23 protein-coding genes are annotated in these 22,202 nt (G+C 69.1%); 13 read left to right on the forward strand and 10 right to left on the reverse strand.

Going from position 1 to position 22,202, the window contains the following annotated elements; genetic code table 11:
- Nucleotides 1–28 precede the first annotated feature (28 nt).
- Complete coding sequence (locus DXT68_RS16650) at nt 29–592, forward strand: Lrp/AsnC family transcriptional regulator (RefSeq protein ID WP_244918548.1); 564 nt, start codon at nt 29–31, stop codon at nt 590–592.
- Nucleotides 593–924: 332 nt separating this feature from the next.
- Here DXT68_RS16650 and DXT68_RS16655 read toward each other — a convergent pair whose 3' ends face one another.
- The gene (locus DXT68_RS16655) at nt 925–1,284 is read right to left on the reverse strand and encodes an avidin-fold protein (protein WP_230111399.1); all 360 of its coding nucleotides are present in this window, start codon (nt 1,282–1,284) and stop codon (nt 925–927) included.
- Nucleotides 1,285–1,416: 132 nt separating this feature from the next.
- Nucleotides 1,417–2,430 (reverse strand): hypothetical protein, encoded by a 1,014-nt coding sequence (locus DXT68_RS16660; RefSeq protein ID WP_045253976.1) that lies wholly within the window; start codon nt 2,428–2,430, stop codon nt 1,417–1,419.
- Between the two features lie 135 nt (nt 2,431–2,565).
- On the opposite strand from DXT68_RS16660, the gene DXT68_RS16665 reads away from it, so the two are divergent.
- From DXT68_RS16665 to DXT68_RS16700, 8 genes are all read left to right on the forward strand, one after another.
- Nucleotides 2,566–3,528: a hypothetical protein gene (locus tag DXT68_RS16665; protein ID WP_244268175.1), complete on the forward strand. Its 963-nt coding sequence runs from the start codon at nt 2,566–2,568 to the stop codon at nt 3,526–3,528.
- Entirely contained in the window at nt 3,525–4,646 is a 1,122-nt protein-coding gene (locus DXT68_RS16670; RefSeq protein ID WP_045253978.1) for a hypothetical protein, read from the forward strand. The genes DXT68_RS16665 and DXT68_RS16670 overlap by 4 nt, the downstream gene beginning before the upstream one ends.
- Nucleotides 4,647–5,048: 402 nt before the next feature.
- Entirely contained in the window at nt 5,049–5,744 is a 696-nt protein-coding gene (locus DXT68_RS16675; protein ID WP_045253979.1) for a DUF1684 domain-containing protein, read from the forward strand.
- Nucleotides 5,745–5,772: 28 nt separating this feature from the next.
- The gene (locus DXT68_RS16680) at nt 5,773–7,266 is read left to right on the forward strand and encodes an ABC transporter substrate-binding protein (RefSeq protein ID WP_045253980.1); all 1,494 of its coding nucleotides are present in this window, start codon (nt 5,773–5,775) and stop codon (nt 7,264–7,266) included.
- A 56-nt stretch (nt 7,267–7,322) separates the two neighbouring features.
- Nucleotides 7,323–8,285 (forward strand): ABC transporter permease, encoded by a 963-nt coding sequence (locus tag DXT68_RS16685; RefSeq protein WP_045253981.1) that lies wholly within the window; start codon nt 7,323–7,325, stop codon nt 8,283–8,285.
- Nucleotides 8,282–9,142, forward strand: a complete 861-nt coding sequence (locus tag DXT68_RS16690; RefSeq protein WP_045253982.1) for an ABC transporter permease — start codon at nt 8,282–8,284, stop codon at nt 9,140–9,142. Before DXT68_RS16685 ends, DXT68_RS16690 begins: the two co-directional genes overlap by 4 nt.
- Nucleotides 9,139–9,960: an ATP-binding cassette domain-containing protein gene (locus DXT68_RS16695; RefSeq protein WP_045253983.1), complete on the forward strand. Its 822-nt coding sequence runs from the start codon at nt 9,139–9,141 to the stop codon at nt 9,958–9,960. The genes DXT68_RS16690 and DXT68_RS16695 overlap by 4 nt, the downstream gene beginning before the upstream one ends.
- Nucleotides 9,957–10,712: an ABC transporter ATP-binding protein gene (locus DXT68_RS16700; RefSeq protein ID WP_045253984.1), complete on the forward strand. Its 756-nt coding sequence runs from the start codon at nt 9,957–9,959 to the stop codon at nt 10,710–10,712. The genes DXT68_RS16695 and DXT68_RS16700 overlap by 4 nt, the downstream gene beginning before the upstream one ends.
- 3 nt (nt 10,713–10,715) lie before the next feature.
- On the opposite strand, the gene DXT68_RS16705 is transcribed toward DXT68_RS16700, so the two are convergent.
- The 4 genes from DXT68_RS16705 to DXT68_RS16720 form a co-directional block, all read right to left on the reverse strand.
- Nucleotides 10,716–11,375, reverse strand: a complete 660-nt coding sequence (locus DXT68_RS16705) for a GntR family transcriptional regulator (RefSeq protein WP_052677703.1) — start codon at nt 11,373–11,375, stop codon at nt 10,716–10,718.
- A gap of 83 nt (nt 11,376–11,458) precedes the next feature.
- Nucleotides 11,459–11,860 (reverse strand): DUF779 domain-containing protein, encoded by a 402-nt coding sequence (locus tag DXT68_RS16710; RefSeq protein WP_045253985.1) that lies wholly within the window; start codon nt 11,858–11,860, stop codon nt 11,459–11,461.
- Nucleotides 11,861–11,985: 125 nt separating this feature from the next.
- Nucleotides 11,986–13,551: an acetaldehyde dehydrogenase ExaC gene (exaC, locus tag DXT68_RS16715; protein ID WP_045253986.1), complete on the reverse strand. Its 1,566-nt coding sequence runs from the start codon at nt 13,549–13,551 to the stop codon at nt 11,986–11,988.
- Nucleotides 13,552–13,658: 107 nt separating this feature from the next.
- A complete protein-coding gene (locus DXT68_RS16720; RefSeq protein ID WP_045253987.1) occupies nt 13,659–14,984 on the reverse strand; it encodes a helix-turn-helix domain-containing protein in 1,326 nt (441 codons plus the stop codon).
- A gap of 160 nt (nt 14,985–15,144) precedes the next feature.
- On the opposite strand from DXT68_RS16720, the gene DXT68_RS16725 reads away from it, so the two are divergent.
- Together DXT68_RS16725 and DXT68_RS16730 are read left to right on the forward strand one after the other, a co-directional pair.
- Nucleotides 15,145–15,501 (forward strand): PadR family transcriptional regulator, encoded by a 357-nt coding sequence (locus DXT68_RS16725; protein ID WP_045253988.1) that lies wholly within the window; start codon nt 15,145–15,147, stop codon nt 15,499–15,501.
- Entirely contained in the window at nt 15,498–16,577 is a 1,080-nt protein-coding gene (locus DXT68_RS16730; RefSeq protein ID WP_045253989.1) for a DUF1700 domain-containing protein, read from the forward strand. The genes DXT68_RS16725 and DXT68_RS16730 overlap by 4 nt, the downstream gene beginning before the upstream one ends.
- A 126-nt stretch (nt 16,578–16,703) precedes the next feature.
- Here the strand turns inward: DXT68_RS16730 and DXT68_RS16735 are convergent, their stop codons facing one another.
- Together DXT68_RS16735 and DXT68_RS16740 are read right to left on the reverse strand one after the other, a co-directional pair.
- A complete protein-coding gene (locus tag DXT68_RS16735) occupies nt 16,704–18,131 on the reverse strand; it encodes a CCA tRNA nucleotidyltransferase (RefSeq protein WP_045253990.1) in 1,428 nt (475 codons plus the stop codon).
- A 54-nt stretch (nt 18,132–18,185) separates the two neighbouring features.
- Nucleotides 18,186–18,479 carry a hypothetical protein gene (locus tag DXT68_RS16740; protein WP_045253991.1) on the reverse strand — a complete coding sequence of 98 codons (294 nt, stop codon included), beginning with the start codon at nt 18,477–18,479 and terminating at the stop codon, nt 18,186–18,188.
- 57 nt (nt 18,480–18,536) lie between these two features.
- Here DXT68_RS16740 and DXT68_RS16745 point away from each other — a divergent pair, with 57 nt between their 5' ends.
- Nucleotides 18,537–20,285, forward strand: coding sequence for an alkaline phosphatase family protein (locus DXT68_RS16745; RefSeq protein ID WP_045253992.1), 1,749 nt, complete (start codon nt 18,537–18,539; stop codon nt 20,283–20,285).
- Nucleotides 20,286–20,337: 52 nt separating this feature from the next.
- On the opposite strand, the gene DXT68_RS16750 is transcribed toward DXT68_RS16745, so the two are convergent.
- On the reverse strand, nt 20,338–20,631 hold the full coding sequence (locus DXT68_RS16750; RefSeq protein ID WP_115760529.1) for a hypothetical protein: 294 nt from the start codon (nt 20,629–20,631) through the stop codon (nt 20,338–20,340).
- 33 nt (nt 20,632–20,664) lie between these two features.
- Between DXT68_RS16750 and DXT68_RS16755 the strand changes: the two genes are divergently transcribed.
- Nucleotides 20,665–21,138 carry an ASCH domain-containing protein gene (locus DXT68_RS16755; RefSeq protein WP_045253993.1) on the forward strand — a complete coding sequence of 158 codons (474 nt, stop codon included), beginning with the start codon at nt 20,665–20,667 and terminating at the stop codon, nt 21,136–21,138.
- Here DXT68_RS16755 and DXT68_RS16760 read toward each other — a convergent pair.
- Nucleotides 21,135–22,190, reverse strand: coding sequence for an LLM class flavin-dependent oxidoreductase (locus tag DXT68_RS16760; protein ID WP_045253994.1), 1,056 nt, complete (start codon nt 22,188–22,190; stop codon nt 21,135–21,137). The genes DXT68_RS16755 and DXT68_RS16760 overlap by 4 nt on opposite strands.
- Nucleotides 22,191–22,202: the final 12 nt, after the last annotated feature.

A 22,202-nucleotide genomic window follows, 5' to 3' on the forward strand; every position in this document is an offset into this window, starting at 1 on the left:
CATTGTGTCCACCAAGAGCGACGAAGCTGTGAGGCAATCTGGACGAAGTGGCGCCCCACTGGACGACATCGGATACAGAATCCTCGAGACGCTGCGCGATAACGGTCGCATCTCGATCGCCGCACTGGCCGAGACGGTCGGCATCTCGCGGGCGAACGCCTACACGCGGGTCGAGTCGCTGATGCAGGACGGCGTGATCACGGGCTTCAGCGCGAGGGTCGATCAGTCGAAGGCCGGGCTGTCGATCGGCGCCCTCGTCTTCGTCACGGTGCACCCGCAGGCCTGGGCGTCGTTCCGCGAGAGCGTGCTCGAGATGCCCGACATCGAATGGTGCGCGATCACGACCGGCGAGCACGATGCGATGCTGCTGATCCGGGCCGTCGACGTCAGCGGTGTGCACGAGTTCACGACCGGCGTCATCGCGCAGCTGCCCGAGGTGCGCACGGTGGTCAGCGTCGTCGTGCTCGACGAGGTCATCCGCCGGTCGTACCTGCTGCCGAGCGATCTGCCCGAGCGCGATCTGGCGACGCCCCTGGGCATGACGCGGTGGACGCCGGCGACTCCGGGTCGCGACACGCTTCCCCCGCGCTGAGCGCCCGTCGTCTCGTCGCTGCGCTCCGGGACCGCGAAGCGAAACGAAGGACGGCTCCCGAGCGGCGGCCACCCCCGCCTGCTGAGCGAGCGAAGCGAGACGAAGCGCGGTTCCCGAGCGGCGGCCCACCCCCGCCTGCTGAGCGAGCGCAGCGAGACGAAGCGCGTCCGACGCCCACACTCCCCGCACCCTGAGCGCCCTTCGTCTCGTCGCTGCGCTCCTCGCTCAGGAACCGCGAAGGCCGCCCACCCCGCGAAGCGAGACGAAGGGCGCTCAGGAACCGCGAAGCGAGACGAAGGGCGCTCACGCCACCGCCTGCCGAACGCGGGAGATCAGGCCGCGGCCGGCTCTTCGCAGACGCTGAGCTGGGGCAGGTCGTGCATCTCGTAGTGCTCGACGAGCCGGATGCGGCCGTCGTCGGTGAGTTCGAGTTCGCTCTCGCCGTTGCCGGTGACGACGGTGCCGTCGGCGGCGAGCACATGCACGAACGAGACCCAGATCGTGTCGCCGGTGCGGGTGCCGACGAAACGGCCGAAGGTCACCGTGTCGCCCGAGTAGTCGCCCCAGATCGCCCCGTCCTTCTCGCGGTAGACGAACTCGCTGGGGGCGTCGGCGTCGACGACCGAGGTGGTCGACGAGACCATCGTGAAGCGGCGGCCGTCGAGCGAGGGGATGGATGCAGAGGACGTCATGCTCCGATTATGGAGGGCGTCCCGGCAGCGCTCAGAACCGCCTGTCAACCGTCTGGCCCGGCCGGTCGCGCGGTGGAGGTCGTGAGACGAAACGGCGTCGGCGCTCTCGGTGGGCACCGTTTCGTCTGACCCTCATTCGAGGTCGAGGCGAAGCATCTCGGGGTGCTGAGCGGTCTCGGCCCGCAGCGCGAGCAGGAGGGTCGTGTACTCCGGAGTCATCTGCACGCGGGACGACCCCAGCACGTGCACGGTCGCTCGGCCCGCCACCCGCTCGAACCGGATGCGTCGCACCGGATACGCCGGCGGCGTCAACCAGATGCGGGTTAGCTGCGAGAACGGCAGATCGACGTCGTCGAGACGGAGGCCGTGGTGACTCACCGTGATGTGCGCAGGGATCGCCTTCAGCACGCGCCGTCGCTGGAACGCCACGATCGCGAGCACGATGCCGGCGAGCCCTGCGAACGGCACCAGCAGCACCAGCGCCGAGAGCTCTCCGTCGAGGAAGCCGGGCTGCAGGGCGAGCACGACGACGGCCGCGGCGACGACGAGCAACATCACGGCCCCGATCGTCAGCCCGTTCGCGAGCCGACGTTCCCCTGTCGAATCGACCGTGAACGACGAGGGCAGCTGGGCTCTCTCCCTGGCCGCGGCGACGGGGTCAGCCGCGGCCGGTGGCGCGATCGGGTTGAGCGTCGCCATCAGGTCGTTGAACGTCGCGCGTGTGAATCCGGGGAGCTCCACCGTGATCTCCCGGCCGGCGTTCTCGATGATGAGTGCACGGGTGATGCCGCTGCGGAGGCCGTTGGTGCGATGCTCGGTGATCTTCGAGCGGAAGGCGGTGGTGGCGCGGTCGTACACCTCGCGGTTCCCGGCACGGCCGATCTCGACCCGGTCTGGGCGCACGACGATGCGGGTGTTGCGCAGCCAGAGGATCGACACGAAGACCACGAGGGTCAGGGCGATCGCCACCGCCAGCACGATGATCCCCCGCGTCGAGAGGTCCATCCGACGCGGCAGGAACTGCGGGAGGATGAACAGCGTCGCCGCCGACAGCGCCGCCGAGATCAGGATCGCGCTCACCACCGCCCGAGCCGGATGCCGACGGAAGACCCGTTCGCCCGACACCACTGAGACTCCATCGATCATCGGACGCCCTCCCGAACCGTCTCGTTCCCCGCGTCCGTCTGCGACGGACCGCGCACTTCTCCGCATATTCTGGCCCCTCCGCCGCGCCCTCGGGTGAAGAATGTGCTCGCCGGTACCGTAGGTCGCATGCAGTGGATGTCTGACACCTCGGCCGGGGACTGGGTGCGGGAGCGCCTCGACGATCCGTGGAATGCGACGATGCACGCCGTCGTCCCGCACGGATTCGCGTCGTACGCCCGCATCCTGCATCCGGCAACCGTGCGCTCCCTCCCCGACCGTGCTGTGCCCTCGCAGGAGGAGTACGAGCGGATGCCGGACGAGGAGCGTCTGAGCCTGCTCGACCAGTACATCGATGAGCCGGCGACGTGGGCCGAGACGGCATCCGCGTTCGGCACGATCCTGCATCCGCTCGCCCAGTGGCAGCGCATCGTGCGCACGCCGACCGACGGCGACTGGAATCTGCGGCTCTCGCCCGACGGGCGCGAGTTCACGGGGCCGATGGAGGGCGAGATCGCCCCGGAGACCCTGTCGATCATCGCCTCGCACCTCGTCTCCCACACCACGACCCCGGATGCCGGCTTCGCGGCGCTCTGGGAGGGTCGGGGTGATCTGCTCGGATTCCTCGGCCACTCGCCCTCCCGGGTGTTCTTCACGTTCACCGACGACCCGAATCACCAGGCGATGCTCGATCGCAGCATCCACGACCCGCTGAACAACTCGTTCCGCACGCCGACCTGGCAGGAGGGCATCCTGTCACGCGAGATCTCGGAGGGGCCGCGGTTCCACCTCCCCGGGCGCGATCACGTGCTGTTCCGCGGGGCGATCAGCGACTTCACCCGCCCGGACTGGGTGCTGGACGTGCCGTGGCGCGACCTGCCGGGCGAGGCGCACGGCTTCGTCCCCCGGGCGCAGACCCCCTCGATCCTCTGGCCCGACGACCGGGCCTGGGTTCTCGTGTGCGAGATCGACTACGACTCGACGATCGTCGCGGGATCCGGCGCCCTCATCGCCGCGATTTGCGCCGATGAGCGCCTCGAGGCCTTCCCGATCCCCGAGAACGCCGACCTGACCTGGGATGCCGACGAGGTGAACCGATGACGACACCGCAGCCGGCTCCGTCGTTCGATGCGCGCCCGCTCACCGATCCCGTGGATGCGCGGGCCGTGAGCGCGTTCACCGCCGAGCTCCGCGCCCGGGGCTCATCCGGCTTCTCGGCCTCGTCGGTTCTCGCCGTCGTGATCTTCGGTCTCGTGTTCCTCGTCGCCCTCACGTTCGTCGGCGCGACGATGTTCTCACTGCTCACAGGCTCAGGGGGGTCGTCGTCGGTGGCCGGTATCGGCATCCTCGCGGCGGCCGCCGTCGCGATCTCGATCGGGGTCGTGAGCTGGCGCCGCGCCCGGGTAGCGCGGTATCGCCTCGATGCGTTCGCCCGGGCGAACGGCATGTCGTATGAGGCGCGGGTGTCCGATCCGCGCCTGCCGGGCATGCTGTTCGGCCTCGGGCGCTCGCGCGAGGCCACGGATCTCGTGCGCGGCACCGTGCCGCGTTTCGTGGAGTTCGCCAACTACCGGTATACGACGGGGTCGGGAAAGAACTCGACCACGCACCACTGGGGCTATGTCGCCGTCAAGCTCGACGTGCCGCTGCCGAACATCGTGCTCGACGCGAAGGGCAACAACGGCTTCGGGTCGAATCTGCCCGCGTCGTTCCAGCGCGAGCAGATTCTCTCGCTCGAGGGCGACTTCGATCGGTACTTCACGCTGTACTGCCCGGAGGGCTACGAGCGGGACGCGCTCTACCTCTTCACGCCCGACATCATGGCCCGGTTCATCGACAATGCCGCGGAGCTCGATGTCGAGATCGTCGACGACTGGCTGTTCCTCTACACGCAGCGCAAGGCGTCGACGCTGGATCCGGCCACCTGGGGCTGGCTGTTCGGTGCAGTGGGCGCCGTGATCACGAAGCTCGACCAGTGGGAGCGCTGGCGAGACGAGCGTCTGCTGCAGGAGAATCCGACGACCGCCGCATCGGCCCGCGGTGATGCGCCCTCGTCGTCCGCGGACCCGCGACTGCCGTTCGCACCGCCGGCCGGCATGCTCTCGCCGCCGCCGGGGGTGGCACACGAGGGACGCAGGCTCAAACGGAGCTTCAGCTGGCTGCCGATCGTGTTCGTGATCGGGTTCGTCGTGTTCTGGATCTGGTCCAGATCCTTCTGAGAAGGGAGCCCGAGGCGGGGTTGTGGGGGTGGGGCTGTCTGGGGAACAGCGGCCCACCCCATCCCCCCTCGGGATCAGAAGAAGATCTGACTCTCCCTCCGCAGGACGGTCGAACCGTCCACGCGCGGGTCAGCTGGGGACTGACGACTCTGCGCGTATACGAGTAATGGTATACCGGTGTACGTTGCATTCCATTGCGTGGGGAATAGTCAACCGAACACGTCGAATCCGGTGCGGCGACGCACGAAATGCTCCCTTAATCGTCATTCTCAAGGCCGCATTCGTGCATGCGGGGAAGTGCTCTCGCACCGCGCCGCGTCGCGTCGACACGCTGAACGCTGTCATTACCCCGGGTGACGGCCGCGGCCCTGGGTCCTTCTGCATGCAAGAGAATGGAAGGTGATGTCCGAACTCGAAGAACACACCCAGTGGCAGGCCGACCGCCGTGCCTCCGTCACCTCGGCGACCGGCAACCTCGCTCTGATCGAGACCCGGTGGACCGGCGAGCTGCCCGACCTCGAGGCCGAGCGCCGGTCGGTGCGCGAGACCGTCACCGTGACCCCGATCGAGCGCACCAACATCGAGACCGGTGCCGCCGAGCACGGGTTGCGCCTCTGGGATGCCGACGCACCCGCGATCCGCGCCTTCGACCGCATCGACACCTACGAGTACGACCCCGCCTGGGTGCTCGAGGGCCATTTCACGCCCGTCTCGGGTGAGCGTCGGGTGTCATTCGAGCACATCCGCGACAACGGAGGCACCCGCGATCTCGTCGTGCCGGGCGACATCCGCGTCGAGCTCGACGGTCACCGTTACGACCTCGCCGCCTTCGACGACGGCGGCACGCTGCTGCTGGTCTTCGGCGACGAGACCAACGGATCCGAGACATACGGCTCCGGGCGCTTCCTGTTCGTGCAGCTGCGCGACGACGAGGGCACCGTCGTACTCGACTTCAACCGGGCCTTCGTGCCTCCGTGCGGATTCAGCGCCCAGTACAACTGCCCGCTGCCGCCGGCATCCAACCGCTTCCCCCTGCCGATCCGCGCAGGAGAGAAGAACGTCGTCTTCCGCGACGGCTTCGACATCTACACGGCGTGACGCCGCACACTCTCACCCTGGAGCACCCATGAGAAGAACCCGCATCCTCGGCGCGCTCGGCGCCGTCGCCACGCTCGCCCTCGTGGCCGGCTGCGCGTCGGGGGCCGCCGACGATACCGCGAGCGAAGACGCCTCCATCTTCATCGGGTCGCTGTACGAGCCCACCAACCTCAGCAACACCCAGGGCGGCGGCCAGGGTGTGACCGAGGCGCTGACCGGCAACGTCTACGAGGGCCTCTACCGTCTGACCGACGACGGCGAAGTCGAGCCTCTGCTCGCCGAAGACGCCCAGGTGTCCGACGACGGCCTCACCTACACGATCACGCTGCGTGACGACGTGAGCTTCCACTCCGGTGATCCGCTGACCTCCGCCGACGTGAAGTCGAGCATCGAGGCGGTCACCGCCGAGGACTCGGTCTCGGCCCGCAAGTCGAGCTTCACGACCATCGCCGACATCGCGACGCCCGACGACCGGACGGTCGTCGTCACGCTGTCGCAGCGGTCGATCTCGTTCCTCTACAACCTCAGCTACGTCTGGATCGTCAACGACGAGGCCGGCGACATCACCGGCACGGAGGACGGCACGGGTCCCTACACGCTCGACGAGTGGAAGAAGGGTTCGACCCTCACGCTCGCGCGCTGGGACGACTACTGGGGCGAGCCGGCCACGAACGGAGAGGTGGTCTACACCTACTTCACCGACGCCACCGCCGAGAACAACGCCCTGCTCACCGGCGAGATCGACGTGATCACGAGCGTGCAGAGCCCCGACTCGCTCGCCCAGTTCGACAATGACGACTACGTGATCAGCGAGGGCACGTCGACCACGAAGGAGCTGCTCGCGTTCAACGACCGCGTCGCCCCCTTCGACAACGCCCTCGTGCGCAAGGCGATCTACTCCGCCATCGACACGAAGAAGCTCCTCGGGTCGATCTGGGGCGACTACGGCACGCTGATCGGATCGATGGTCCCGCCGACCGACCCCTGGTACGAGGACCTCACGGCGGTGAACCCGTACGACGTCGACCTCTCGAAGGATCTGCTCGCACAGGCCGGCTACGCCGACGGCTTCACGTTCACGCTCGACACCCCGAGCTACGACCCGCACCCCGCCGTCGCGGAGTTCCTGCAGTCGCAGCTCGCCGAGGTCGGCATCACGGTCGAGATCAACACGATCAGCGCCGACGAGTGGTACACCAAGGTGTTCAAAGAGCAGGACTTCGAGGCCACTCTGCAGGAGCACGTGAACGACCGCGATGTGGTCTGGTACGGCAACCCCGACTTCTACTGGGGCTACGACGACGCCGAGGTGCAGCAGTGGGTCTCGGCGGCCGAGCAGGCCGCCACGACCGACGAGCAGACGGCGCTGCTGAAGCAGGTCAACGAGAAGATCGCCGAGGATGCGGCGAGCGTATGGTTGTACCTCTACCCGCAGATCGTGGTCGCCTCGAGCGACCTCAGCGGATACCCGGTCAACGGCCTGAACTCGCAGTTCTTCGCCTACGACATCGTCAAGTCCTGATGTCGGAGGGGATGCCGCGGGTCGGCATCCCCTCCCCACCGTCGTCCTGAGAAGCCATGCTCACCTACCTGCTCCGTCGCCTCGCCTTCCTGGTGGTGTCGCTGATCGTCGCGATGATCGCCATCTTCGTGCTGCTGCGGCTGCTGCCCGGCGATCCGGCGAACGCCCTGCTCTCCGTCGATGCGACCCCCGAGCAGATCGCCGCCGCACGGGCGCAGGTCGGCTCGGATCAGCCCCTGCTGCAGCAGTTCGCGACCTGGGCGGGCCAGCTGCTGCGTTTCGACCTCGGTGAGTCCTTCCTCAGCTCTCGGCCCGTCGGGCCCGACATCGCGGCACGTCTCGCCGTGACCGTCCCGCTGACGCTCATCGCGTTCGGCCTCGCCCTGCTCGTGTCGCTGGTGATCGGCATCGTCGCGGCTGTGAAGTCGGACCGCTGGTACGGCGTGGCGCTCTCGGGGTTCGCGCAGCTGGGAGTCGCCGTGCCCGTGTTCTGGGTCGGCGTCGTCCTGGTCTGGGTCTTCGCACTCGGTCTCGGGGTGCTGCCCTCGGGAGGGTTCCCCCGCGACGACTGGGAGGATCCCGCCGACGCGCTGCGGTCGCTCGCCCTTCCCGTGATCACCATCGTGATCGTGATGAGCGCGTCGCTCAGCCGCTACGTCCGCTCGGCGACGCTCGACGTGCTCGGCAGCGACTACCTCCGCACCGCCCGCGCCGGCGGGTCGGCCATGTCCGAGGCGCTGCTGCGTCACGGCGTGCGCAACGGCGCGGTGCCCGTCGTCGCGATCCTCGGCATCGAGCTGTCGACGACACTGCTCGGAGCGGTGGTCGTCGAGAGCGTGTTCACCCTTCCCGGTCTGGGGAGTCTGCTGCTGTCGGCCATCCAGCAGCACGACTTCCAGGTCATCCAGGGCGTGCTCGTCGTGAGCACCCTGTTCGTGCTGCTGGTCGGCTTCGCGGCCGACATCGTGCAGCGCCTCATCGATCCGCGTCTGCGCACGAGCGTCTCGGGCAACCGATGAGCGGCGTCGTCGACCAGCTCGTCACCGACTCCGTCGCCGTGCGGAGGCGACCGAAGGCGACTCTGATCCTGGGCCTCGTGCTCACCGGTGCGATCGTGCTCGTCGCCCTGGTGTCGCTGTTCTGGTTGCCCTACCCTCTCGCCGACACCAGCGGCGGCCGCCTCGAGGGGCCCAGCGGTCTGCACCTGCTCGGCACCGACCGGCTGGGTCGCGACCTGCTGTCGCAGCTCATGTGGGGCGCCCGGATCGCGCTCATCGTCGGCACGTGTGCGGTCGCGATCGCCGCCGTGCTCGGCACGATCATCGGTCTTCTCGCCGCGTTCTCCCGCCCGTGGGTCGATGACACCCTCTCGGCCGGGCTCGATGTGGTGATCGCGTTCCCCGTGCTGCTGCTGGCGATGCTGGTCGTCGCGATCCAGGGCGCCTCGCTGTGGTCGGCGGTGCTGGCGATCGGCCTGGCGATGTCCGCCGTGGTGGCGCGCCTCACCCGCATCCTCGCTCGGCGGGTGCTGCAGGAGCAGTACGTCACCGCCGCTCGCACCAGTGGCACCGGCGTGCTCGGGGTCGTGTTTCAGCACGTCCTCCCCAACATCGCCCCGACCCTCGCGGTCAGCCTCGCCCTGCAGTTCGGCGCGGCTGTGCTCGCGGAGGCGAGTTTGTCGTACCTCGGGCTCGGCGCCCCTCCCCCCAACGCCTCGTGGGGGCGGATGCTGCAGGAGGCCCAGGGCACCGTCCTCACCGCGCCGGTCGGAGCCATCGCCCCCGGCATCGCGATCATCGCGCTCGTGCTCGGCGTGAACTTCCTCGCCGACGGTCTGCGCGACCTCGCCGATCCGACCCGCCGGAGGAGCCGATGAGCATTCTCGACGTCTCCTCCCTCACTGTGAGGTCGGGCTCGGCCGCCCCGGTGCGCGATGTCTCGTTCTCGCTCGCACCGGGCGAGAGGCTGGGGCTGATCGGGGAGTCCGGATCGGGCAAGTCGCTCACCTCGCTCGCCGTCACCGGTCTGCTGCCCGATGCGCTGAGGTCGTCGGGGTCGGTCCTGCTCGACGGGCACCAGGTCGTCGGCGCCGCGGATGCCGAGCTGCGCGGTCTGCGCGGGCCGGTCGTGCAGATCGTGTTCCAGGAGCCGCTCACCGCCCTCGACCCGCTGATGCGCGTGGAACGGCAGATCGCCGAGCCCCTGCGGCGCCACCTCGGCCTGCGCGGAGCGGAGCTGAAGAGCGCCGTCGCCGCCGCGCTCGACGAGGTCGCACTGCCCGACCCCCGTATCGCCCGCGCCTACCCGCACGAGCTCTCGGGCGGTCAACGTCAGCGGGTCGCGATCGCGATCGCCCTCGCCGCCCGGCCTCAGCTGCTCATCGCGGACGAGCCGACCACCGCGCTCGACGTGACGGTGCAGGATGCCGTGCTGGGTCTGCTCGAGCGCCTCGTCGCCGAGCGCGGGATGGCACTGCTGTTCATAAGCCATGACCTCGCCGTCGTGTCGCGGATGGTCGACCGCATCGTCGTGCTGCGCGACGGTCTCGTCGTCGAGACGGGCACGGTCTCGCAGGTGCTGCAGGAGCCGTCCGAGCCGTACACGCGGATGCTGGTCGACAGCGCCCGCGCGCTCGACGCGTTCCTCGACCAGAAGCTCGACCAGAAGCTCGACGAGAGGGAGGCCGGGGCATGAGCCTTCTCGAACTGCGGGGCGCCGGCTTCGCCTACGGTTCCCGACGCGTGCTCGACGACGTCTCGCTGCACCTCGACGAAGGGGACTCGCTCGGTCTCGTGGGCGAGTCCGGTGCGGGCAAATCGACGGTCCTCCGGCTGCTGCTCGGGCTGTCGGCGCCCCGCGACGGACAGATGCTGTTCGACGGTGCTCCCCTGTCGCTGCGCGACCGCACGCAGATGCGCCGCTTCCGCGCGGCCGTGCAGCCGGTGTTCCAGGATCCGTACTCGTCGCTCGACCCCCGGCAGCGCATCGACCGCATCATCGGCGAGCCCCTGCGCTCGCTGGGGCTCGCGTCGGGAGCCGACGCGCAGCACCGCATCGCGGAGGCCCTCGAGTCGGTCGGTCTGCCCGCCGACACCGCCCGCCGCTATCCGCACGAGTTCTCGGGCGGTCAGCGTCAGCGCATCGCGATCGCCAGGGCCGTGGTCTCGCGTCCTCGGGTGCTGCTCGCAGACGAGCCCGTCAGCGCCCTCGATGTGACGACGCGGGTGCAGGTGCTGGAGCTGCTCGACCGGCTGCGCCGCGAGAACGGCCTGTCGCTCGTGATGGTCTCGCACGACCTCAGCGCGATCGCCTCGGCCTGCGATCGCACGGTCGTGCTGCAGCACGGTCGGGTGGTCGAGCAGGGCGCGACATCCGCCGTCCTGCATGCCCCGAGCGACCCGTACACCCGGGCGCTGGTGGCGGCGGTCCCCCGCCTGCCGCGCTGACCGTCAGTCCGCGGCGCGGCCGATGCCGATGCTGCCGATCCCGTGCAGTGCGCGCGCCAGTCGCTCGGCCTCGATGTGGTCGCCGTCGAGGATCGCGCGACCGAGGTCCGCGTATGCGCGCGTGACCTCGCCGAGGTTCTCGACGGACGGCACCAGATCACGCAGGGTGCGTTCGAAGACGTACTCCATGTCGATCATGTGGGCGTGCCGGAGCTCGTTGCCCGCACGCTCCGAGAAGTAGGCGTACAGGTCTCGCCGTGCCCTCGAGGCCCGAGCGGGCTCGTCCAGCGCATCCACCACGGCGCGCACCAGCGCCTCGGCCTCGATCCGCTCGTCAGGACTGCATCGCGGAAGTCCGGCGTGTACGGCGACACCGGCCTCGTAGCCCGCGTAGGAGAGAGCCTCTCTGATCGACTGCTCGGTGACGACGGTGACGACGGTGCGCCTGCTCGGCATGATCTGCACGAGGCCCAGCCTGTCCAGCCGCTGCAAGGCCTCGCGCACCGGCATCCGCGAGACCTGGAAGTGCCGGGCGATGCTCTCGTCGTTGATCCGCTCCCCCTCGGCGAGTTCGCCCGAGACGATCGCCCCGGCCAGCACGTGAAAGAGCTGCTCCCCCAGGGGGCGCCCCGCGACGAGCTTCGCGACCGAGAATGTGTCCACGGGGCACATCATCCTCCCTCCGCCTTTGCGCACTCTCCACGACACGGCCCCGCCATGCGCTCACGGCGTCGATCCCGGGGCCGTCAGGTCGATGACGACGTGAGCCCGAAGTACTCGAGCTCTGCGTCATTCAACATTCGCGAACGGATCAGGAACCGCATCCCCGTCGGCCCCTCGACGCTGAATCCGGCTCCTCGCCCCGGAACGACGTCGATCGTGAGATGCGTGTACTTCCAGTACTCGAACTGGGACTCCGACATGAAGACCTCCACCGGTGCGTCGAGTCCCACGTCGAGCGCGCCGAGGAGCACATCACTCGGCCCGGTGAGGAACATCCCCACCGGGAAGCACATGGGCGACGAGCCGTCGCAGCATCCGCCCGACTGGTGGAACATCAGGGGGCCGTGCTGCACCGTCAGGTCGCGGACGAGCGATGCCGCGGCATCCGTCACGTCCACACGCGGGTAGCTGCCTGTCTTCACCATGGTCCTGTCCCGTCCTTCGTCTCGCTCCGCTCGCTCAGGAGGCGGCCGTCTCGCTCCGCCCCGCCCCGCCCCGCCCCGCCCCCTGAGCGAGGAGCGCAGCGACGAGACGAAGGGCGGCCGCCGACTCAGAAGAAGCCCATCGGGCCTTCTGCGTACGAGACCAGGAGGTTCTTGGTCTGCTGGTAGTGGTCGAGCATCATCTTGTGGTTCTCGCGCCCCACGCCCGACTGCTTGTATCCGCCGAAGGCGGCGTGCGCGGGGTACTGGTGGTAGGTGTTCGTCCAGACACGTCCGGCCTCGATCGCACGCCCCGCGCGGTATGCGGTGTCGCCGCTGCGGCTCCACACGCCGGCGCCCAGCCCGTAGAGGGTGTCGTTCGCGATCGAGATCCCGTCGTCGAAGTCCTCGAAAGAGGTGACCGAGAGCACGGGCCCGAAGATCTCCTCCTGGAAGATGCGCATGTCATTCGTGCCCTCGAAGACGGTCGGTGCGACATAGAATCCCTCGCTGAGGTCGCCGCCGAGATCGACGCGGTCACCGCCGATCAGCAGCTTCGCGCCGCCCTTGGTCCCGATGTCGATGTAGCTGAGGATCTTCTCGAGCTGATCGTTGGAGGCCTGTGCTCCGATCATCGTGGCAGGGTCCAGCGGGTTCCCCTGCACGACCTTCTTCACCCGCTCGAGGCCGTCGGCGAGGAAACCGTCGTAGATCGAGCGCTGGATGAGAGCGCGGGACGGACACGTGCACACCTCGCCCTGGTTCAGCGCGAACATCGTGAAGCCCTCGAGCGCCTTGTCGTAGAACGGGTCGGCGGTGTCGCGCGCGACGTCCTCGAAGAAGACGTTCGGGCTCTTGCCTCCGAGCTCCAGCGTCACCGGAATGAGGTTCTGCGAGGCGTACTGCATGATGAGGCGCCCGGTCGTGGTCTCTCCGGTGAAGGCCACCTTGCGGATGCGCTTGTGCTGCGCGAGCGGCGCGCCCGCCTCGATCCCGAAGCCGTTGACGATGTTCACGACGCCGGCCGGAAGCAGGTCGCCGATGATGTCGAACAGGAAGAGCAGGGATGCCGGCGTCTGCTCGGCCGGCTTGATGACCACGCAGTTGCCTGCGGCGAGCGCCGGCGCGAGCTTCCAGACGGCCATGAGGATGGGGAAGTTCCAGGGGATGATCTGGCCCACGACGCCGAGCGGCTCATGGAAGTGATAGGCCACGGTGTTCTCGTCGAGCTGGCTGATGCCGCCCTCCTGGGCACGGAGGACGCCGGCGAAGTAGCGGAAGTGGTCGACGGCGAGCGGGATGTCGGCGGCCAGCGTCTCCCGCACCGGCTTGCCGTTCTCCCACGTCTCGGCGACCGCGATCTCCTCGAGGTGCTGCTCGATGCGGTCGGCGATCCGGTTGAGGGTCACCGAGCGCTCGGCGGGGCTCGTCTTGCCCCAGCTCGCGAACGCCTTCCAGGCGACGTCCACGGCGCGGTCGATGTCTTCGACGGTTCCTCGGCCCACCTCCGTGAAGGTCTTGCCGTTCACCGGGCTCACGTTCTCGAAGAACTGTCCCTTGACCGGGTCGACGAACTCGCCGCCGATGTAGTGCCCGTAGCGCGGACGGTAGCTGGCGACGGCGCCGGGCTGGCCGGGGGCGGCATACGCGGTGGATGCCGGGGATGCGGTGACGTCTTCTTCGACGATGGTCATCGGTGACTCCTTCGACGGGCCGCGCGTCGGTGCTGCGGCTGATGTGTCGAAGGTATGTCGGCGGACGTTGCACCCCGGTGCGCAACGTTGCACCGGGTTGCGGGGATTCAGGCGTTCTCGAGGCGCTCGATGCGCGACACGAGTCCTCCTCGTCGGGGCGACCGGGCCGGGAGCATCTCGAGGGCGAGACGCAGTGCCGCGGCATCCGCCTGCCCTTCGGGGATGTCGGCGTAGGCGAGCAGCACGTCGAGGCTCGCCTCCGACAGCATGACCTCGCGCAGCGCCGCCCTGACCGTCTCGCGGAACTCCTCGACCCCCGGCGAGGTCGACTCCGGCAGCACGGGCCCGCGGTACGCGGTGAGTGCGACGCGGTGCGCACCACGGTCGAGCAGCGACAGCACGTCCTGCGCATCGGTCTCGAGCGCCACCCGCAGCCGGTACGGCCGCGATTCCGGCACCAGGCCGGGGGCATGCTTCTCGAGCACCTTGCGCAGTCGCACCATCTCGGGGCGCAGGGTGTCGGCGGACGCCCCCGGGCCGTAGACCAGCTCGCTCAGCCGTTCGGCCGACAGCCCCTGGCGGTGCACGGCGAGCATCAGCAGGATTTCGGCGTGCCGGGCGCTGAGATCGATCACGGATTCCTCGAGATCGGTCTCGGTCTCGAGGCGGGCCTTGTCCCTGCCGAGCACGTGCAGGGTGGCGCGGCGGGTGGGCTTGGCCCGCGAGGCGATCGTGGTCGGCCGCGGGGTGTCGGCGCGCGCCCGCAGACGGGCCACCATGAGCTCGGACTCGACCGCCCGAGCGGTGGCATCGACGAGCATCCGCGCCTGCGGTGAGACCACATCGTCACCACCGGTGATGTCGATCACGCCCAGCACCCGCTGCGTCTCGGGGTCGCGCACCGGTGCCGCCGAGCACGACCATGGGCGCACGAGTCTGTTGTAGTGCTCGGCGCCGCGGATCTGCACCGACTGCCCGAGCGTCAGCGCCGTGCCGGGGGCGGTGGTGCCGACGGCATCCTCCGCCCAGTTCGCTCCGGCGATGAAGCCCATGGCCTCGGTGAGCTTTCGCAGCTCCCGGTCGCCCTCGATCCACAGCAGGCGGCCGGCCCGGTCGCCGACGGCGATGACGACTCCGGTGTCTTCCGCGTGCCCGGGGAGGAGCAGGGCACGGATCATGTCCATCGCGGAGGCGAGCGGATGCGCGAGCCGATACGCCTCGAGCTCCTCGGTCTCGAGTTCGATCCCCGGCACGCCCTCGGGGCCCACGCGGCCCTGCCAGGAACGGACCCACGACTCCCGCACCAGCGGTCGCACCTGCTGCAGGCGCTGGTCGTCGAGGTTGCCGGCGATGAGCTCCTCGTGCGCACGCTCCACCAGCAGACGCGAGGTCTCGGGTGGACCCCCTCGTGACGTCTCCCACCGGGCCGCCATGGCATCTCCGATCGTCGTCGGCGGAGCTTTTCCTCAGTGTAGAAGCCGGATGGCGCGGGGGGAAGGTGCGATATTCCGGCGACGGCGACAGGCGAATATGGTGCGCCTCGCGCACTACTGTGCAGTGCGTGGTAGCGTGCACTGCAGTGAAGGAGGTCCGATGGACACCACCCAGCTCCTCAAGGGAGTGCTCGACGTCGCCGTGCTCGCGGTGCTGCGCAGCGAAGACGGATACGGCTATGACATCGTCCGCAGACTGCGCGATGCCGGCCTCGGCGATGTGGGCGACGCATCCGTCTACGGCACGCTGCGTCGGCTCTACGCCGCAGGGAGCGTCGCGAGCTACGTCGTCCCCTCCGAAGGCGGGCCCCATCGCAAGTACTACGCGATCAACCCCCAGGGCCGCGCGGCTCTCGACACCCAGACCGTCACCTGGCTGGACTTCGCCGGCGCGATGTCCGCCCTCCTCACCGCCGACTCAGGCACCGGGCACCCCACGATCGGAGAGAACCGATGAACGACACCGCCGTCACGATCGACGAGCAGATCCGGGCGTTCGCCTCGGCCGTGCGCGCGCATCTCGACGACCTCCCCGCCGACGAACTCGATGAGATCATGAGCGGACTCTCCGCCGACCTCGCCGATCAGGCCGCCGACAACGACGGAGTCCTGGAACTGGGTGATCCCGCCGCCTACGCCGAGGAGCTGCGGTCGGCCGCGGGGCTTCCCCCGCGGTCGGAGGACGGGCAGCGACTCCGGATGCGGGATCGATTCGCGACCTGGCGCGCGGCGACGGCCGCGAGCATCCGTGGCAGCGCCTTCGGGGCCTGGCTGCTCGATCTGCTGATCGCCCTGCGCCCGGTGTGGTGGGTGCTGCGGGCCTTCGGCCTGTGGGCGGCCGCCTCGCTGGCGATCGCCCTGCTTCCTCCGTACCCCTACGGGCCCCTCGACCGGTGGGCCGTGCCGGACTCCCCGTTGGCCTGGATCCTGTTCGCGGGCCTCGTCATCGTCAGCGTGCAGTGGGGACGAGGACGGTGGCTCCCGGCCAACAGGCTGCGCCACATCCGCACCCTGGCGAGCATCGTCGCCCTGCTCCTGTTGCCCTCCGTCGCGGCATCGCTGTTCACCCCGCAGGTCGAATACGTCGGAGAGAGCTACACGCCCCGCGGCCTCATGCTCGACGGCGTGCAGATCAACAACATCTTCGCCTACGACGAAGACGGAAACCCGATCGACCGGGTGCAGCTCTTCACCGGCAAAGGCACACCGCTCGATCTGTACGGAGCGAGCGGTGGCGCGAACCTGTTCTCGACCGAGGACCGCGGCGAGTCGCAGTTCGGTCTTCACGACGACGGCCTCATCGCCACCGTCCCTGTCGAGGACTATCGCGGCAAGCCGGTATGGAACATCTACCCGCTCGATGAGGCCGACATCGACACCGACACGTTCCAGCCGGACACGTCGACGATCACGCGCCCCGAGCCTCCCTTCCAGAAGGCGCCGAGCATCGAATCCGCACAGGAGAGCCCGACGCCGAGCCCCGACGCCGATGACGAGCTGCAGCCGCAGCCGACCGAGTCCCCCGCACCCTGAGGCCTGCTGATCATGAGCGAGCGGATCATCTCGATCGACATCTCCCACCTCGTGCGGGAGGCACTGGGCCAGGTGGCCGAAACCGAAGAGTCGGAGGGGTGAGGGGTCTCGCCTGGGCGCCCGGGCTCAGGCCCGCGCGGCCCACCACTCGCGCAGGCGCTGCTCGGCGGCGTCCGCACCGATGACGCCCTCGTCGAGTCGCAGCTCGAGCAGGAACCGGTAGGCCTCGCCGACCTCGCGGCCCGGCCCGATCCCCAGGATGCTCTGGATGCGGTTGCCGTCGAGCTCGGGGCGGATGGAGTCCAGCTCCTCCTGCTCGCGCAGCGCGGCGATACGAGACTCGATGTCGTCGTAGGCCGAGGCGAGGCGTCCGGCCTTGCGCTTGTTGCGGGTGGTGACGTCGGCGCGGGTCAGGATGTGCAGGCGCTCGAGCTCGTCTCCGGCGTCGCGCACATAGCGGCGCACCGCGGCGTCCGTCCATGCGCCTTCGGCGTATCCGAAGAAGCGGAGGTGCAGCTCGATGAGCGTGGCGACGCTCGTCGTGGTCGCGGTGTCGAAGCGCAGCGACTGCAGTCGCTTGCGGGCCATGCGCGAGCCGACGACGTCGTGGTGGTGGAAGGTGACCGCGCCGCCGTCTTCGAGCTTGCGCGTGCGCGGCTTGCCGATGTCGTGCAGCAGCGCGGCGATCCGCAGGGGCACGTCGGGGGCCGAGCCCGGGTGGCGCGACCGTTCGAGCGCGATCGCCTGGCTGAGCACCGTCAGCGAGTGCTCGTAGACGTCCTTGTGGTGATGGTGCTCGTCGACCTCGAGGCGCAGGGCGCTCACCTCGGGCAGGAACTCCTCGATCAGGCCGGTGTCGACGAGCACACGGATGCCGCGCACGGGGTCGTCCGTCTGCATCAGCCGCACGAGCTCCGACTGGATGCGCTCGGGGCTCACGATCCCGAGGGTCGTGCGCAGCTGCGTGATGGCCTCGGCCGTGCCGTCGTCGATCCGGAATCCGAGCTGTGCGCTGAATCGCGCAGCCCGCAGCATGCGCAGCGGGTCGTCGCCGAACGAGATCTGCGGATCGGCGGGCGTGCGCAGGACACCGCCGACGAGGTCCTCCACTCCCCCGGTCGGGTCGACGAGCTTCACCTCGGGCACGAGCAGCGCCATGGCGTTGACGGTGAAGTCACGGCGGTGCAGGTCGGCGTCGATCGTGTCGCCGAACTCGACGGTCGGCTTGCGCGTGACCCCGTCGTAGCTGTCGGCGCGGTACGTGGTGACCTCGACCTGCTCGCCCTGCACCCGCGCGCCGATGGTGCCGAATGCACGGCCGATGTCCCACTGGGCGGTCGAGATCGGCGTGACGATGCGCAGGATGTCGTCGGGCCGTGCGTTCGTGGTGAAGTCGAGATCGTGCGTGGGGCGACCGAGCAGTGCATCGCGCACGGGGCCGCCGACGACGGCGAGATCGTAGCCCGCAGCCGAGAACGCCTCTGCGAGGGTGCGGACGACCGGATTCTCGGCGAGCGCACCGAGACGGGCGAGGCCGTCAGCCATGTTGAGCATGGGTTCCAGCGTACCGGGGAGCGCGCACCGCGCGTCGGCGCGAAGGGCGCGCGGTCAGAACAGCGGGTTGTCGCCTCGTGCCTGTGCGACCGCGCGTGCTCGCGCTTGCACGAGCCGCAGCAGGAGGGCGCTCAGCAGGAAGCCGCCGACCATGGCGACGGCGAGGAGGAACCAGACGCCGATCTGCGGTTCGATGAGCTCGAAGCCGTAGATGGCGACGGCCAGGAGCAGCAGCACCGGCCCCTCGATCAGCGCGAACGTGAGGAACAGCCGCGTCTGGCGTCGGGTGAAGTCGGTGTGGACCGCCTGGACGCGCGCCGCGATGGAGGTCTCGTCTGCAGAGGTCATGCCCCCACCGTAGCCAACACGATGCGCGCGGCGCGGCCCGAGCCTAGGATCGGCTCCATGACTGCAGACGAGCCGCAGGGCACGAAGGATCCCTCACGGCGCGGGTTCCTCAAGATGGGCGGCGCGGCCCTCGCCGGTGCCGTGATCGGTGGGGCAGGCGGGGCGGCCATCGGTGCCGGCGTCGCCGCCGGAGACCGGCGTGGTTTCGCCGCGGATCCCGATCCGTTCGCCGCGCTCACCCCCCGCAGCGAGCCGGGCTTCGACCACCTCGTCGTGGTCATGGGCGAGAACCGGTCGTTCGACAACCTGCTCGGCTACCTCTACTCGACCGAGAACCTGCCCGCGAGCGAGCGGTTCGAGGGGCTCGCGTTCGGCACCCACAGCAACACCGCCCGCGACGGCACGGTGGTCGACGCGCATGTGTACACGGGCGACACCGACCGGATCATGAGCCTGCCCGACCCGGATCCCGGCGAGGAGTACCCGCACGTCAACACGCAGATCTTCGGCACCGTCGACCCGCCGGGCAACGCCGACCTGTTCGTCGACCAGATGACGGCCCCCTTCAACGCCCCGACGCACGGCGAGAAAGCCACGATGTCGGGGTTCCTCGAGGACTACATCATCAACTTCCGTCGCCTTCGCAAGGGCGCCGACCCCGCCCCGCAGGAGGCGGCGCACATCATGGGCTCCTTCTCGCCCGAGATGCTCCCGGTGCTCTCGACGCTCGCGGCGGAGTTCGCGGTGTTCGATCACTGGTTCGCGGGGGTGCCGTCGCAGACGTTCTGCAACCGGTCCTTCTTCCACGCCTCGACGTCGCACGGATTCGTCACCAACCAGGCGGGCGGCGGATACCGCAAATGGATCGACGCGCCCGCGGCGCCGACCGTCTTCAACCGCCTCGAAGACGAGAAGGTCAGCTGGAAGATCTACATCGACAAGCTGCAGCTCGTGTCCTTCACCGGGATGCTGCACGCGGCGGTGCTCGAGAAGTACTGGCGCACCGAGCACTTCGGCACGATGGAGGACTTCTACGACGACGCGAAGAACGGCACGCTTCCGGCCTACGCGTTCATCGAACCGCGCATGGTCTACGACCACAACGACTTCCATCCGCCGTTCGGAGCCCCGCGCGAGAGCGAGGCCGACGGCGAGCCCGTCTACGACAGCGCGATCTCAGACGTGCGCGCGGGCGACCGACTCATCCACGACATCTACGAGGCGGTGCGCACGAGCGCCTCCCCGAAGGGGTCGAACGCGGTCAACACCCTGCTGCTCATCACGTTCGACGAGCACGGCGGATGCTACGACCACGTGCCGCCTCCGGCCACGACGACGCCGATGCCCGACACGGGGCCCGGCGAGATGGGCTTCACCTTCGACCGCCTCGGATGCCGTGTGCCGGCCATCGCGGTGTCGGCGTACACGAAGCGCGGCACCATCGTGCATGAGGAGATGCACCACGGTTCCGTCACCGCGACCCTGTCGCGCCTGCACGGCCTGAAGCCTCTCAACGACAGGGATCAGTCGGCGAAAACGCTCTTCGAGGTCGTGAACCTCGACAAGCCGCGGCACCCCGCCGATTGGCCGATCACCACGCCCGCCTACACGCCGCCGAATCCCGAGGCGCGTGAGCCGACACCGGGCGACCCCTCCGAGCTGAAGCCGTTGACTCCGCCCGCCCGCGGCCTGCTGGGTCTGCTCATCGCGAAGTACGGCGCGCCCGGTGAGCCCGAGCCCGAGACGTTCGCCGACGCCTACCGGCTGCTGCACGAGCACGGCGAGGAGCTCTTCGGACCGGCCTGACCCCGCCCGCGAAGACGGTGCTGCGCGCGAGTCCTTGGGCATGCCCTCCGACTCAGAGATATCCCGTCGCCGGATCCACGGCCGCCAGGAAGTCGCGGATCTCTGCCACGTGCCGCTCGCGGCTGCGCGGCGACGAACCGCCGCCGACCGTGAAGCCGTACCCCGGGTTGGGCCCGGAGATCCAGTCGTAGTGATGCGCGCCGTCGTCACTCCAGCGGATCGCGAACGTCTCACCGTCGACGTCGAGGGTCCCGAGGTCGGTGTAGGTGCGCGCGTCGTAGAGTCGCATGTCGGCGGGACGCGGAGAGTAGTCCCACCCCTCCTCCGGTCCGCGCTCGTTCGTCATAGCCTGCACCCTAGCGACGAATAGGCTGACCGCATGAACGACCCTCTCGCCATCGACGAGTTCTGGCGCGAATGCCGCGCCGCTGTGCCGGGGCTCCCCGAGGCCACCCCCGACGCCTGGGCGTTCGGGGCGACGCCGGCGCAGGCCGACGATCTCCTGGCCCTCGTGCTCGACGGCACGAAGACCGCGACGGCATCCTCCCTCTGGGACTACGAGTACGCGCACGACCCCGTTCCCGAACCCGGCCTGCTGAACATCGTTCTCGACGGACGCGGAGCACCGCGTGCTCTCGTGGAGACCGTGTCGGTCGACGTCATCCCCTTCGGCGACGTCTCCGAGGCGCACGCCTTCGCCGAAGGAGAGGGCGACCGCACTCTGGCGTACTGGCGCGAGACGCATGAGCGGTTCTGGCGTGCGCACTCGGAGGATCCGCGCGGCTTCGACCCGTCCATGCCGGTCGTGTGCGAGCGGCTCAGGGTGATCCACACCACGAACGGATCGCGCTAGATCGCCTCTCCCTGCACCGGGCCCTCCGTGTTGGGCTTCCACCCGAGTGCGGGAGCGACATGCGTCGCGAACGCCTCGAGAACATGCAGGTTGTACTCCGGCCCGAGCTGGTTCGGGATGGTCAGCAGCAGGGTGTCCGCCGACATCACCGCCTCGTCGGCGAGGAGCTGCCGGATCAGCACGTCCGGCTCCGCCGCGTAGGTCTTGCCGAAGGTCGACCGGAACCCGTCGATGATACCGATCTGGTCGGCGTTCTCCTCGCTGCGCAGACCGAAGTAGGCCCGATCCATGTCGGAGACCAGCGGGAAGACGCTGCGGCTGACCGAGACGCGCGGAGTGCCGGTGTGACCGGCCTCCTTGTAGGCGGCGCGGAAGAGATCGATCTGCTCGCGCTGCAGCTGGTGGAACGGCACGCCGGTCGCCTCGGTGAGCAGCGTCGAGCTCATCATGTTGAGACCCTTGCGTCCGGTCTCCTCGGCCGTGGCGCGCGATCCCGAACCCCACCAGATGTGGTCGCGCAACGTCGGCGACTGCGGTTCGATCGCCAGGTAGCGTCCGGCGCCGACCATGCGGGGATCTCCCGGGGCGAGGCCTTCACCGTCGATGGCCCGTAGGAAGAGGTCGAACTTCTCGCGTGCGATCACGCTGCCGCGCTCGGGGTCCTCTTCATCGTGAAAACCGAAGGTCTCGTACCCGCGCAGTGCGGTCTCGGGTGACCCACGGCTCACGCCGAGCGCGACGCGCCCGTCGGCGATGAGGTCGAGGGCGGCCGCCTCCTCGGCGAACTGGAACGGGTTCTCGTAGCGCATGTCGATCACGCCCGTTCCCACCTCGATGCGCTTCGTGCGCGCGGCCATGGCCGACAGCAGCGGCATGGGCGAGGCGGCCTGGCGGGCCCAGTGGTGCACGCGGACCGATGCGCCGTTGACGCCGATCTCGTCAGCGCCCTCCGCGATCTCGATGGTCTGCTTCAGCATGTCGCCGGCCGTGCGGGTCGCTGAACCAGGCACATCGGCGTAATGCCCGAAAGAGAGGAATCCGAAAGCCTTCATGGTGTATTCGAA

Source organism: Microbacterium foliorum (assembly GCF_003367705.1).
GTDB classification, from domain to species: Bacteria; Actinomycetota; Actinomycetes; order Actinomycetales; family Microbacteriaceae; genus Microbacterium; species Microbacterium foliorum.